Here is a 13544-nt window from a genome sequence, read left to right as displayed (position 1 = left end):
TATTTCTTTTGGAGCACCCCTTTGCAGTTTAAAGATCTTGGTTTAGATAATCGTCTACTGAAAAACCTACAACACTACAATTTTGCACAAGCAACGGATATTCAGCGTCAAGCGATCCCTGTTGCGATTGCAGGTAAAGACTTATTGGCTTCATCCAAGACGGGTTCAGGTAAAACATTAGCCTTTGTTTTGCCTATGCTGCATAAAGCGTTAAAAACCAAAGCCCTTTCTGCTAAAGATCCGCGTGGTGTGATTTTGGCTCCAACGCGTGAGCTAGCCAAACAAGTATTCGGTGAGCTAAAAGCCATGCTTGGCGGTCTTTCTTACACTGGCACTTTGATTGTTGGTGGCGAAAACTTTAATGACCAAGTGAAAGCACTACGTAAATATCCGAAATTCATCGTGGCAACTCCTGGCCGTTTAGCTGATCACCTTGAGCATCGTTCTTTATATTTAGAAGGGGTTGAAACGCTGATTCTTGATGAAGCCGACCGCATGCTAGATCTAGGTTTTGCTCCAGAATTACGACGTATTCATAACGCGGCTAAACACCGTCGTCGCCAAACGTTAATGTTCTCAGCAACACTTGATCACGCCGAAGTAAGCGGATTATCGAATGAAATGCTTAGCGATCCAAAGCGCATTTCAATTGGTTTATCAGCCGAAGAACATAAAGATATCGACCAATCATTCTACCTTTGTGATCACCTCGATCATAAAGAAGCGATTCTTGACCGACTTCTTGAAGAAGCGGAATACAAGCAAGTGATTATCTTCACCGCAACCCGTAGTGATACGGAACGCTTAACCATTAAGCTTAATGAGAAACAGCTCAAAGCGGTGGCGTTAAGTGGTGGGTTAAATCAGACTCAGCGTAATAACATTATGAGTCAGTTTGAACGTGCTGTTCATAAGATCCTTGTGACGACCGATATTGCGTCTCGTGGTCTGGATATTGCTAACGTGACCCACGTGATTAACTTTGATATGCCAAAACATACTGAAGAATACGTACACCGTGTGGGTCGTACCGGTCGTGCTGGTAACAAAGGTACTGCAATCTCATTAGTTGGCCCGAAAGACTGGGTGAGCTTTAAGAATGTCGAAACCTACCTACAGCAAGATTTGACCTTCTCAGTACTTGAAGGCTTGAAAGGTAAATTTAAAGGCATTAAGCCACGTAAACCTTTTGTGAAGAAAGGCGCGGCGAGTACGAAGAAAGTAACTAAGAAATCCAATACCGCTAAGAAGCCAGTGAAACGCGATAAGAGCTTCTATAAGAATGTTGATGTTGGTGAACAAGTATTCATGATCAAGAAGAAAAAGAAACCCGTCGTTGATGATGAATAAGATTTGAATTAACCAAATAAAAGAAGGGCTTATCTGCTTTTAACTAGAAATTCTACGTTAACTAGAAATGGCAGATAAGCCCTTTTTTATTGCTAGATATTTTTAGCTAACTCTATACCAGATTATTTTGCTTGAATAATCGCTTGTAGGAAACGTTGCTTAGTTTCACTGTCGGCTTTGTCATACCAGTAGTGCAGCATTTGTTCTTCAGTGGTTTTGTACTGGCTGTTAGCCGGCATTTGTGGTGCGGCTTCGGCTGGAGTTGCTGCGACTGCGGCTGTTGTAGCTACTGCTGCGGTGGCTGGCGCGATAGCTGCTACGCCACCGGTTTTGTTGTAAGCCACAGATTCCTCATCGTAGTTACGACCAAGCTGAACACCCGGCTTTAACAACTTATCTTGTTTCACTTCGATAGCATTGCCATCTTCATCAACCAATTTCCAATCTGGGTTACGGTCAAAGTCTCGTGCGAGATCGGCATTGCGGTATTTAGGAAGATCAAAATCTAACTCAGTGTCTGAGGCAGTAAATTTGGTGATGATGGCATCAGTAGTAACGGTCGTTTGGTCGTTACCTTGTTTGAATACTGGGTTGTAACGGAACACGATTTGGTTTTCGCCATCCGGTAAAGTGATAGATTTAGTGCTTGAGAAAAAACCACCTTCAATCTCTGCTTCTTGGCCATTGGCTGCTAATACATCGACTTCAGCAGGGATATTAATGACAACATTAGCTAAAGCGGAAGAACTTAAGCCGAGTAGGACACAAAGTGTTATTGGTTTTAAAAGTACACGTTTCAGGGCCATTATTATTTCCTTGTAGATTTAAGTGATTTCACATAAAGCGCGGTAAAATTAAATCTCTAGTGACGAAACAAAGGCCTCATAGCAGAGGCCTTTTGTATATTAAAGAATCACTTATTTTTTTGCGTTTGTGTGCTGTAGTTTGTCTGCTTCAGTCAGTTCGCGGATTTTACGGCTGATTTCACGACGTTGTTTAGAGATTTCAGCACCTTTGATGATGTGATCATCAACACGATCTTCATAATCAGCTTTCATGTTTTTGATGATTTCAACGATTTCTTCGTGAGTCATTCCTGCGTGAATGTAATCAAGTAGATTATCTAGCAAATCAACACGTTTACGGTTGTCACGAATTTTCTTTTCATTATCAAGAATTTCACGTTTAAGTTTATTCTTGCGACGAGCTTGGTTTACGATTTCAAATACGTTAGCCATAGTTTCTTCCTAATTCATGATGATTAATTAACTTTCCAAATTAAACCATATACCTAACAGACAAAACAGAGTTAAGATCAAAATATATAGGGATAAGCCTAAAAGCATAGTCTTACATTGTGATGAATTGAATTTATTGACACTTGCTAGCTGAAAAATTCATCAATTGTGATGTTTTGGCAGGTTAAATCTTAGTTGGGTGAAGTGTAGCCTTGATTTATTCACATACAAAACCAATATCTTAATAACAGTATGTTGATCTAAATATAGATAATCTGATTAAGAATGACAGAGAATAATTCAACAGCAGACAATAAAGCGCCAGCAGTGACGGAATCTTCCGGACAAGATACTGCGCAACAGCGTTTTCAGAAAGCCTACTTAAAGTCGCGTAAGATGATGCAACGAATCGATTTAGATTTGAATCGAAGCCAAATTGTCGTTGTGGCGGATAATGGTCGCCAGATCTATCGCCCTTATCGCTGGGATCACTGATTTTTATGGGTAACAGGCCCAAGGAATAAACAATATGAATATAGAACTCACCCCAATTGAAGCCAGAATCATTGGTTGTTTAATTGAAAAAGAAGTGACGACTCCCGATTACTACCCACTAACCCTAAATAGCCTTACCACTGCTTGTAACCAAAAAAGTAACCGCGATCCTGTGATGGCGTTGAGCGAAGCTGAAGTGATGGATGCCGCGCAAGCGTTAATTGATCGCCGTTTAATGACGGATGAAAGTGGTTTCAATAGTCGCGTGTCTAAATTTCGTCATCGTTTTTGTAATACCGAATTTGGTTCATTGAAGTTAACTGACCAAGAGCGTGGCATCGTATGTTGCATGCTACTGCGTGGCGCGCAAACCCCCGGTGAAATCCGTACTCGCACCAATCGTCTATGTGAATTTAGCGATGTGAAACAAGTGGAAGCGTTATTGGAGCAAATGGCATCGCGCGAAGAAGGGGCTTTAGTGGTGAAATTGCCACGTGAACCGGGTAAACGTGAATCACGCTATCAGCATTTATTCTGTGGTGAAGTGGATGTTGAATCCTATGCTACCGCTGCACCAACAGCGGTTTCTTCTAGTCAAAATCAATATGAAGAACGTATCAGCACGTTAGAGCAACAAGTCGCTGAATTGAAAGCACAAGTTGAAGAACTGAAAGCCTTGATTTCTGATTAACCCATGCCAACTACGACTTCCCAGCCAACCGAAAAATCTTGGTTCGTGTATTTAATTCGTACTCGAACCAAGACGCTTTATTGTGGTATTACCAATGATCTTGAACGTCGGTTTGAGCAGCATCAAACGGGCAAAGGCGCTAAATATTTAAGAGGTAAAGGGCCGTTATCACTCGTCTGGTCACAACAAGTGGCGGATAAAAGCGCGGCGCTTAAAGAAGAAATTCGCATTAAAAAACTGAGTAAAGCGACCAAAGAAAAGCTGATTGCTCAATAGAAATTTAGGATTATTCTTGCATGCCTGACGTAGGTCAATAATTGTTCAGCGGCTTCCTTGTACACTCATCCATCGTATCTGCTTAGGAGAGCAAGATTGATGTCGATAATAGGGAGGTTGTTTTATTTTTTCGAGTAAATTGTGTTTCGTTTTTCTCCCCGTCATACCGCTATTGGCTGCGCTTTATTAATATTAATTGTATCGCTTAACTTTTCATCTGCAGCAACCTACAAAGCTTTTCATGCCCAAGGTCGAGATATTATTAGCTTAAATGGCCCGATTAAATCGGGAGAATCAAAGCGATTTGAAACCTTTATTGCCACTCATAAGAATGTTCAATATATCTTACTGCAATCTCTCGGTGGCTCAGTCAATGAAGCGATTAAGATTGGTAAAATTATTAAGCAATCACAACTTAAAACGGCTGTTGAAACCTATTGCTATTCTGCCTGCTTTATCGCTTTAATGTCTGGTGAACCGCGTTACGTTTATCAGGAAGCCTATGTTGGAGTACACAGACCCTATTTTGAAAAAAATGAAATAGTGCCTGATACAGAACATAGTTCGACATATCGTAACTTAGATCGCTACTTTCAATTCTTACTTGGAGATAGCAAGCAGTCTCATCAGGTTGTCAGTTTAATTTACAAGACACCATCCAATGATATGCATCAGGTCAGCCCGTCCGAATCTTTTCTAAAGCTTAATTATTATTCTCATTCAGCATTATGATTCAAACCAATCTAGTTGCTGGTGCAGTGAAACCACGCTACCAACAATGATGAGTGAGGGGCTGATGGCTTGAGTCGCTAGCGACTCTAACTCTTTCAATGTGCCAGTTAACACACGTTGTTGAGGGGTAGTGCCTCGTTCCACAATGGCACATGGCGTTTCAACTGATAACCCATTTTCGATTAAGTTTTGGCGAATCACCGGTGCTTGTTTGAGTCCCATATAAAAGACGAGAGTATGATTATTCTGCGCCAAACTCGGCCATTGAATATCTTGACCTTCTTTCTTCAAATGCCCAGTAATGAACTGCACACTTTGCGCATGATCGCGATGAGTGAGTGGAATTCCGGCATAAGCACTACAACCCGATGCAGCAGTAATCCCCGGCACGACTTCAAACTCAACACCATTTTCGACGAGAGTTTCGAGCTCTTCACCGCCACGACCAAAGATAAATGGGTCACCGCCTTTCAAACGCACCACATGCTTGTTTTCCAGCGCTTTGTCGACCAAGATTTGGTTGATTTGATCTTGCGGAACACAATGATGATTCAGCTTCTTACCCACAAACAATAGCTCAGCATTGGGGTTCACTAATGCCATGATTTCTTCAGAAACCAAGCGGTCATAAACCACTACATCTGCCGATTGAATCAAGCGGTAAGCCTTCATTGTCAGTAAATCAGGATCGCCAGGGCCCGCGCCAACAAGGGAAACGAATGGACGAGCGTGAGAAGAGGTGGCCTGCATAGCGAACTCCGAAAACCAAATAAAGTAGGAGATAATGATTGAGTTTAGTGTAGCGATTCTCGTGACTCGTTGCTCGAACAAGATTTCATCAAAACCAGTGCCGAGTAACGAGCCACGAGTAGCCGAGGAACGTCTACGCTTTTACTTCCTGTACGTTCTCAACTTCTTCTTTATCAAAAACTGGACGCTCAGCTTTTGGTGTTGAAATCCAGTAGCCAATGCCCATAAAGATAGCACCAGAAACCATATTACCTAATGATACCCATAATAGGTTATGCCAGATGCCACCTAGAGTGAACGCATCTGAATGGTTGCCAAAATAAGAAAGTGCAAAGATAGTCATGTTCGCAATTGAGTGCTCGAAACCTGCGCCGATGAAAGCCAATAAACACCACCAAATTGCGATGAATTTGCCTGTACCTTCAACACGTTGACACATCCAAATTGCTAGACACACTAACCAGTTACATAGAATGCCTTTAAAGAATAATACGCTTGCAGGCGCCGCTGTCTTACCTAGGGCCGCTGCGTGTAAGAAGCTTTTTGCATCCGGTAGAAGACTGCCGCCGCCAGCAAGGAAGAATAGGTAAGCAACCAATACTGAGCCGATTAAGTTACCTAGCCAAGTTTGTGGCAAGATGCGCGCGTTATCTTTCCAAGAGATTTGGCCGGTTAATGCGCCAAATGCCAAAAACATAGTATGACCGGTGAACAGTTCAGAGCCCGCAATGATCACCAATGTTAATGCGATACCAAAAGTTGCGCCCATGACTAGCGGACGAATAGAAGGATCAACAAGGTTGCCGAAAGTGAAAATTAAAATAATGCCGATGCCGACATAAGCGCCCGCCATAGCTGAGCTAATCCAAAAACCCAGTGGGTTATTATCAGCAAGCTTAACGATACGAGCTGCGTTGTTCGAGCACTTTTTAATGGTGTCTGCGTACATAGTGATTTCCTACAAAAGTTAAAATTAAAGTTTGAATACTGATAGCGATTCGGGATTGAAAAAGAATCGCTATGGGTATGGAAACTTATTAACGGTGCTCGTTTATCGAATCTCGTTTCTCGAAAGGGTAGTCCGAGAAACGAGTTACGAGATTTCGAAAATCGTTTACGCCTTCACCTCAATCTCATTACCTTTCACACGAATCTCATAGGCTTGTACGCTCATGGTTTCATCTTCAAGGCAACGACCTGTTTCTAGATTAAAGCGTTGTTTTTTCAGAGGGCTAGCTACCCAAAGCTCACCATCGTGTTCGCAGATTAAACCGCGAGATAACACGTTCGATTGAGCAAACGGGTCCATGTTGTTTATGGCGAAGAGTTGCTCATCAAAACGAGGACGGAAGATCGCAACTTGCTTACCGTTAACTAGAGCGCAAACCCCAGTTTTTGGCGTAATGTCGCTGAGCGCACAGACTTTTACCCAGCTAGGTTTATGACTTTTTTGATTCGTATTTTGTTGACTAGTCATTACGCTTCCTCCGTTACTTTTTTATCGTTTAGGTCGGTGTGTAGGATGTCACCACGTAAGTGCGGGTGCTTCTCAGTAAATGTCGCAGGGCGGTGTTGTTCACGTTCAGGAACAAATACCACGTTTTCATCGCGCGCATCGCTGTTGATGAAGTGAGCAAAACGGGTTAACTGGCTTTCATCATTAATCGTGTCAGTCCACTCACAGGTGTAGCTGTCGACGAGTGTTTGAACGTCTTTCTCAAGCTGCTCATTGATGCCTAAAGTATCATCGACAATCACTTTACGTAGGTAGTCTACGCCGCCTTCTAGGTTTTCTAGCCATACTGACGTACGTTGTAATTTATCCGCGGTACGGATGTAGAACATCATGAAACGGTCGATGTATTGGATTAGGGTTTCTTTATCTAAATCAGAAGCCAGTAGGTCACCGTGACGAGGATTCATACCACCGTTACCACACACATACATGTTCCAGCCTGCATCGGTGGCAATGATGCCTAAATCTTTACCTTGAGCTTCTGCACACTCACGAGTACAGCCAGATACACCGAACTTCATTTTGTGAGGAGTACGGATGCCTTTGTAACGGTTTTCTAGGTAAGAACCTAAGCCAACACTGTCTTGTACGCCGAAACGACACCAAGTGCTACCGACACAAGTTTTCGCCATACGTAGTGCTTTGGCATAGGCTTGACCCGTTTCATAACCTGCTTCGATGAGTTTTTTCCAGATAGCTGGAAGATCATCTTTTTGCGCGCCAAATAAACCAATACGCTGTGCGCCAGTGATCTTGGTGTAAAGATTGTATTCCGCTGCAACATTGGCCAGTGCCGCTAGAGCTTGAGGTGTCACTTCACCGCCAGCCATACGAGGGATAACAGAGTAAGTGCCATCTTTCTGCATGTTGCCAAGGAAGTTGTCATTGGTATCTTGCAGGCCAACGTGTTGTGGTTTTAATACGTGGTCGCCCCAGCAAGACGCTAAGATAGAGCCTACAGTTGGTTTACATACTTCACAGCCATAACCGTGGCCGTGTTTTTCAAGTAGTTGATCGAATGAACGAATACCTTCAATGCGGCATAGGTGGAATAGCTCTTGACGAGAATATTCGAAATGCTCACAGATATGATTTTTAACTTCAATACCGGCTTTGGCTAATTCTGCGTTTAGTACTTGGGTGATCATTGGTACACAACCACCACAACCAGTACCGGCTTTGGTGACCATTTTGATATCACCGAGTGTGGTGTGGCCTTCGGCAACCGCGGCAGCAATTTTGCCTTTCGTCACATCAAAACAAGAACAGATTACCGCTGAATCCGGTAGTGCATCGGCACCCATTGATGGTTTTTCTGCACCAGCATGAGCAGGCAGAATTAAGGTGTCTGGATGCTCAGGTAGATCCATATCATTTAAGTGCAGCTGTAGTAGGTTGCCGTAATCAGAGGTATCGCCAACTAATACTGCGCCGAGAAGCTTCTTGTTGTCTGCAGACACGATCAAGCGTTTATACACGTCTTCTTCATCGTTTTGGTAAACAAAGCTCTTACAGTTTGGTGTACGGCCGTTTGCATCACCAATACTACCTACTTTTACGCCCAGTAATTTCAGCTTGGCACTCATGTCAGCGCCAGTGAATTGGCTTTCTGTATTGCCTAGTAGGTGGTCAACGGCCACTTGCGCCATTTTGTAGCCTGGAGCGACTAAGCCAAAGAAGATGCCATTCCAAGAAGCACATTCACCAACTGCGTAGATATCTGGATCAGAGGTTTGGCAGTTGTCGTTAATCGCGATACCGCCGCGTGGGCCAATTTCTAATTCTGCTTGGCGAGATAGGCGATCTTGTGGGCGAATACCTGCAGAGAAGACGATAAAGTCGACTTCTAAATCGGTACCATCTGCAAACTTCATGGTGTTACGGGCGCTATCACCTTGAGGTAAGATCTCTAATGTATTTTTGCTGGTATGAACTTGCACGCCCATACGTTCGATTTTGTTGCGTAGCTTTAAGCCGCCTTGTAGATCAAGCTGCTCCGCCATTAATACTGGCGCAAATTCGATTACATGAGTTTCAACACCGAGTGCTTTTAATGCGCCAGCCGCTTCAAGACCAAGCAAACCACCGCCGATTACCGCGCCGCTTTTGCTTTTCTTCGCAGTCGCTTCAATCGCTTTTAAATCTTCGATAGTACGGTACACAAAGCAGTCTTTGCTTTCGTTGCCTTTAATTGGCGGCACGAATGGGTAAGAACCGGTAGCCATGATCAGTTTGTCATATTGCACTTCACGACCAGAGCTTGAGTACACGGTTTTGTTTTCACGACTAATATTAATGGCACGTTCACCAATTAACACATTGATGCCATGTTTTTGATAAAAGCCTTCTTTAACAAGAGATAGCTCATCAGCCGTGTGATGGGAGAAGTATGAAGAGAGATGAACTCGGTCATAAGCGACGCGGGGTTCTTCACAAAATGCCGTGATTTCGTATTGGTTTAAGTCACCTTTTTCGACGATATCTTCGATAAAACGGTGGCCTACCATGCCGTTACCGATGACGACGAGTTTGATCTTATTCATATATATTTCGCCCATAAAAATAAATTAACTGGGCTTATCATGGCGAAACTGTGACCAAGAATACTGATTCAAATCAATTCTGATCTCAAACTACCCTAAAGTGGTAGTACTAAAGAGTAGTTAAAAACGTAGGGTGTAAATGGTTTGTCGAACAAGATAATTAAGGAGTGATTAAGATGAATGTACATGACTTTAAAGTAAGAGCGGTGTCGGGTGAGTTAGTTAGCCTGTCTAAGTATCACGGCAAGACATTATTGATTGTGAATATTGCGACCAAGTGTGGCCTAACGCCGCAACTAGAAGGTTTGGAAAAGCTACATCAAGCTTATAAAGATAAAGGATTTGAAGTGCTAGGCTTTCCTTGTAATCAGTTTTTGGAGCAATCGCCAGAAGATGACCAAGGTATTATGGATTTCTGTCAGGTGAATTATGGCGTGAGCTTTACCAACTTCGCTAAAATTGAAGTCAATGGCCCAGATGCCGATCCATTATTTAAGCATTTGAAAATGCAGCGCCATGAAGATAAATCCAATGATGCCTCAGAAGGCTTACTTGAAAAGCTAACCTCAATTGGTCAAGTATTTGATGATGGGGAACTCAAATGGAACTTCACTAAATTTCTTGTCGATGGAGAGGGGAAAGTAGTTGAGCGTTATTCGCCAACCTATTCGGCAGAAGAGCTTGCTGAAGATATTGAAAAGTTGCTCTAGATAGTCTGCGGATAAATCCAATAAAAAAGCTTCCAATTGACTGGAAGCTTTTTTGTATGCGTTGCTTAATTATTGATTGTGATTGCTAATACTCTTAATAAGGTAGCTATTAGGTAAGATAGCTATTAATCACGATCAACCGCAAATGGCGACCAAGCTTGACGAGTTGGCATGACTTCTAATCGGTTGATGTTGATGTGATCAGGCAATGTCGCAACATAGAACATTTGCTCAGCAATATCTTCAGCGCTTAGCGGAGTAGTGGTTTTGTATAGGTTATCAGAGGCGGTTTGGTCGCCTTTAGTGCGAACTAGTGTAAATTCGGTTTCCGCCATACCCGGGGCAATATCCGTAACACGCACGCCAGTGCCTAATAAATCACAACGTAAGTTATAGCTAAACTGTTTTACAAAAGCTTTGCTCGCACCGTAAACATGGCTGCCAGGGTAAGGCCACTCACCCGCAATTGAACCAATATTAATCACGCTCGAACCTGCACCTGTTTCAATTAGGGTAGGCAGTAAGGCATGAGTCACATTGACCAAACCAGTAATGTTGGTATCAATCATAGTATGCCAATCTTTGAGATCGACCTTTTCAGCACTTTGTGGCGCAAGCGCAAGGCCGGCATTGTTAATTAATACTTTGATTTGAGCAAACTCGGCAGGCAGTTCGGCCACAGCAGTTTTCACCGCTTGGTCATCACGAACATCGAGTTGAATAATATGTACAGGAACGCCGCTTAACTCTTCTTTCAATTCAATTAAACGTTCCATGCGACGGCCTGATAAAACTAACGACCAACCATCTTGTGCAAAACGACGCGCAGCGGCTCGACCAAATCCAGAAGTTGCACCCGTGATAAAAGCGATATTTGTCATAAATCGTTCCTTGTTTGTAATGAGTAAGATAAAGTTGATGCTCTATCAAGTTATAAAAATAATACTGGCCAACATCATAAGTAATGGCGCATTAAACCAGCGATGTGGAATTTGTGGTAAAGCAAAGTAGAGCTTTTTGCCTATTATATTTCCTATGACAGCTGAAGGAAGCAGAAATAATGAATGGATAATCGTATCACTGCTAATCATGTCGAGATAAATAAGCCCTAATAAAGAAATCAATGAACTAGAGATGAAGAACGCAATCGAAGTCGCGCGTAATTCCTTTTGACTTAATGATAAGTTCATTAAATAAATAATAAGTGGTGGCCCTCCTGCAGAGGCCGTCGTCATGGTAAACCCTGATACCATACCTGCACTGAATGCATGTTTTGTATTTAGCCATGTCAATTTTAAATTAAGTATCATTAAGCATCCAGCAATGAAACATACGCTAGCTATGAGCATTTTTAATTGTTGGGATGGAATGTAATTAATCAGTGCTAGAGAAAATGGTAGCGCTGCCAACATACCCAACATTAATGGTTTCAATAGTTGGGTATTAATTTGTTGGCGAATACCAGGTATAAGCCACAGACTGCTCATCAAATCTAACCCTATCGCTAGTGCAATTGATTCTATTGGTGAATACACCAAATTTAAACAAAGAACAGCAATAACCGAAAATCCAAACCCTGAATATCCTCGAACAATTCCTGCAAATAAAGTGAAGATTGATGCCCATAAAATAATCACACTCATCACTTCCTTTATGTTTGCTGAATATTGGGTAACTCACTTCACTGTAACTAAGAGAAAATACAACAAATAGAGCCAGTTTGATTGTGCTCATGGGGCAGATGATCTGGCTCATTACTTTTTTAAAACTGACTCTATCGCCTGCTTTTAAACTTTCGTCATGATGGCATCAACCGAACGCTATATCAGGGCATTTGGAACATGGATTAGGTTGATTAAAGGAGAGTGAAAATGAATATGGCTTCCCCAAAAAAAGTAGTCAATATAGAAACCAATCAAACGGCATTAGATTTAGATAAATATGTTTTTCATTCTTGGTCGGTACAAGAAGCCGTAAAGCCTCTGGTCATTGCTGGCGGGCATGGTTGTGTGCTTTGGGATTATGAAGGAAAAGAATATTTAGATTTTAGCAGTCAACTGGTTAATACCAATATTGGTCACCAGCACCCTAAAGTGATCGATGCTATTAAAGCGCAAGCGGATAGCTTGATCACAGTAGCACCAGCTACCGCAAATCTAATGCGTGGTAGGGCTGCGGAACTTATCTTGTCACATGCCCCAGATAAATTTAAAAAAGTCTTTTTTACCAATGCAGGGGCGGATGCCAATGAAAATGCGATTCGTATGGCTCGTCAATATACGGGGCGCGATAAAGTTCTTTCGGCATATCGTTCTTATCATGGAAGTACTGGTACTGCGATTGCCGCGACTGGAGATTTCCGTCGAGTACCTAATGAGTACAGCAGAGGACATGTTCACTTTTTTAATCCTTACCTATACCGCACGGAATTCAATTCTCAAAATGAAGAGCAAGAGTGTGAGCGTGCACTACAACATTTGAAGCGAGTGATTGAGTGCGAAGGCCCACAAAGTATTGCTGCAATTTTGCTTGAAACGATCCCGGGAACAGCAGGCTTTCTGTTACCACCAAAAGCTTACCTTAAAGGTGTACGCGAATTAGCGACACAATACGGAATTCAACTTATCTTTGATGAAGTGATGGTTGGTTTTGGGCGTACAGGACGTTGGTTTGCTTTCGAACACTTCAACGTAGTACCTGATTTAGTTACTTTTGCGAAAGGAGTTAACTCTGGTTATGTTCCTGCTGGTGGTGTCTTAGTAAATGAAGATATTGTGGAATATTTCAAACAACATTGCTTTATGGGTGGGTTAACTTATTCTGGACATCCACTTGCAATGTCTGCAATCGTGGCGACTTTGGAAGCTATGGAAGAAGAAGGCATTGTCGGGCACGCAGATCGAATCGGTAATGAAGTGCTTGGGCCAATTCTTAAGACCTTAAAGCATTCCCATTCTATTATTGGTGAAGTTCGCGGTTTGGGTATGTTTTGGGCACTTGAGCTAGTGGAAAACTCAGCAACTCGTGAACCTTTAAGTGATAGTAAAATGGCGCAATTAAAAGCTAATTTAGCCGCCAAAGGCTTACTATCTTTCATTGTAAATAATCGAGTTCATGTCGTACCACCACTCATTATTCGCCCTGATGAAATTGAAAGAGGTGTAGCGATTATAGATCGTTGTTTATCTGAGCTGAAATAGGTAGCTTGGAAAAAAGATCCCACACATAAAAATGCGTGGGATC

At 42.4% G+C, this 13544-nt stretch carries 15 protein-coding genes; 7 read left to right on the top strand and 8 right to left on the bottom strand.

All coding sequences use genetic code 11. From position 1 onward, the window contains the following. The first annotated feature begins 21 nt into the window (after window positions 1-21). A complete protein-coding gene (locus tag L3V25_RS01170) occupies window positions 22-1350 on the top strand; it encodes a DEAD/DEAH box helicase (RefSeq protein ID WP_237293683.1) in 1329 nt (442 codons plus the stop codon). Between the two features lie 122 nt (window positions 1351-1472). Here the strand turns inward: L3V25_RS01170 and L3V25_RS01165 are convergent, their stop codons facing one another. Together L3V25_RS01165 and L3V25_RS01160 are read right to left on the bottom strand one after the other, a co-directional pair. Further along, window positions 1473-2156 (bottom strand): DUF2057 family protein, encoded by a 684-nt coding sequence (locus L3V25_RS01165; RefSeq protein ID WP_237293682.1) that lies wholly within the window; start codon window positions 2154-2156, stop codon window positions 1473-1475. Between the two features lie 111 nt (window positions 2157-2267). Continuing rightward, a complete protein-coding gene (locus L3V25_RS01160) occupies window positions 2268-2588 on the bottom strand; it encodes a DUF496 family protein (protein ID WP_027696671.1) in 321 nt (106 codons plus the stop codon). Window positions 2589-2873: 285 nt separating this feature from the next. On the opposite strand from L3V25_RS01160, the gene L3V25_RS01155 reads away from it, so the two are divergent. The 4 genes from L3V25_RS01155 (at window position 2874) to L3V25_RS01140 (ending at window position 4782) form a co-directional block, all read left to right on the top strand. Continuing rightward, window positions 2874-3083, top strand: coding sequence for a hypothetical protein (locus L3V25_RS01155; RefSeq protein ID WP_237293681.1), 210 nt, complete (start codon window positions 2874-2876; stop codon window positions 3081-3083). 34 nt (window positions 3084-3117) lie between these two features. Beyond that, entirely contained in the window at window positions 3118-3774 is a 657-nt protein-coding gene (locus L3V25_RS01150) for a YceH family protein (RefSeq protein WP_237293680.1), read from the top strand. A 3-nt stretch (window positions 3775-3777) separates the two neighbouring features. Beyond that, the gene (locus L3V25_RS01145) at window positions 3778-4050 is read left to right on the top strand and encodes a GIY-YIG nuclease family protein (protein ID WP_237293679.1); all 273 of its coding nucleotides are present in this window, start codon (window positions 3778-3780) and stop codon (window positions 4048-4050) included. 141 nt (window positions 4051-4191) lie between these two features. Next, window positions 4192-4782 carry a hypothetical protein gene (locus L3V25_RS01140; RefSeq protein ID WP_237293678.1) on the top strand — a complete coding sequence of 197 codons (591 nt, stop codon included), beginning with the start codon at window positions 4192-4194 and terminating at the stop codon, window positions 4780-4782. On the opposite strand, the gene cobA is transcribed toward L3V25_RS01140, so the two are convergent. From cobA to nirB, 4 genes are all read right to left on the bottom strand, one after another. Further along, window positions 4777-5532 carry a uroporphyrinogen-III C-methyltransferase gene (gene cobA / locus L3V25_RS01135; protein WP_237293677.1) on the bottom strand — a complete coding sequence of 252 codons (756 nt, stop codon included), beginning with the start codon at window positions 5530-5532 and terminating at the stop codon, window positions 4777-4779. The two genes, L3V25_RS01140 and cobA, sit on opposite strands and share 6 nt — an antisense overlap. Before the next feature lie 133 nt (window positions 5533-5665). After that, window positions 5666-6481: a nitrite transporter NirC gene (gene nirC, locus L3V25_RS01130; protein WP_237293676.1), complete on the bottom strand. Its 816-nt coding sequence runs from the start codon at window positions 6479-6481 to the stop codon at window positions 5666-5668. Between the two features lie 165 nt (window positions 6482-6646). Next, window positions 6647-7009 carry a nitrite reductase small subunit NirD gene (nirD, locus tag L3V25_RS01125; RefSeq protein ID WP_237293675.1) on the bottom strand — a complete coding sequence of 121 codons (363 nt, stop codon included), beginning with the start codon at window positions 7007-7009 and terminating at the stop codon, window positions 6647-6649. Continuing rightward, entirely contained in the window at window positions 7009-9591 is a 2583-nt protein-coding gene (gene nirB / locus L3V25_RS01120) for a nitrite reductase large subunit NirB (protein ID WP_237293674.1), read from the bottom strand. Before nirB ends, nirD begins: the two co-directional genes overlap by 1 nt. A 176-nt stretch (window positions 9592-9767) precedes the next feature. On the opposite strand from nirB, the gene L3V25_RS01115 reads away from it, so the two are divergent. Next, complete coding sequence (locus L3V25_RS01115) at window positions 9768-10301, top strand: glutathione peroxidase (RefSeq protein ID WP_237293673.1); 534 nt, start codon at window positions 9768-9770, stop codon at window positions 10299-10301. 125 nt (window positions 10302-10426) lie between these two features. Here L3V25_RS01115 and L3V25_RS01110 read toward each other — a convergent pair whose 3' ends face one another. Both L3V25_RS01110 and L3V25_RS01105 read right to left on the bottom strand, forming a co-directional pair. Next, window positions 10427-11182 carry an SDR family NAD(P)-dependent oxidoreductase gene (locus L3V25_RS01110; RefSeq protein WP_237293672.1) on the bottom strand — a complete coding sequence of 252 codons (756 nt, stop codon included), beginning with the start codon at window positions 11180-11182 and terminating at the stop codon, window positions 10427-10429. 45 nt (window positions 11183-11227) lie between these two features. Next, window positions 11228-11938: a sulfite exporter TauE/SafE family protein gene (locus L3V25_RS01105; RefSeq protein WP_237293671.1), complete on the bottom strand. Its 711-nt coding sequence runs from the start codon at window positions 11936-11938 to the stop codon at window positions 11228-11230. A 240-nt stretch (window positions 11939-12178) separates the two neighbouring features. Between L3V25_RS01105 and L3V25_RS01100 the strand changes: the two genes are divergently transcribed. Next, on the top strand, window positions 12179-13501 hold the full coding sequence (locus L3V25_RS01100) for an aspartate aminotransferase family protein (RefSeq protein ID WP_237294320.1): 1323 nt from the start codon (window positions 12179-12181) through the stop codon (window positions 13499-13501). The last annotated feature ends 43 nt before the right edge of the window (window positions 13502-13544 follow it).

The organism is Vibrio sp. CK2-1 (assembly GCF_021726515.1).
GTDB lineage: Bacteria > Pseudomonadota > Gammaproteobacteria > Enterobacterales > Vibrionaceae > Vibrio.
Note: the sequence above shows the minus strand (reverse complement) of the source record. Positions and strands in the feature narration are given on the sequence as shown.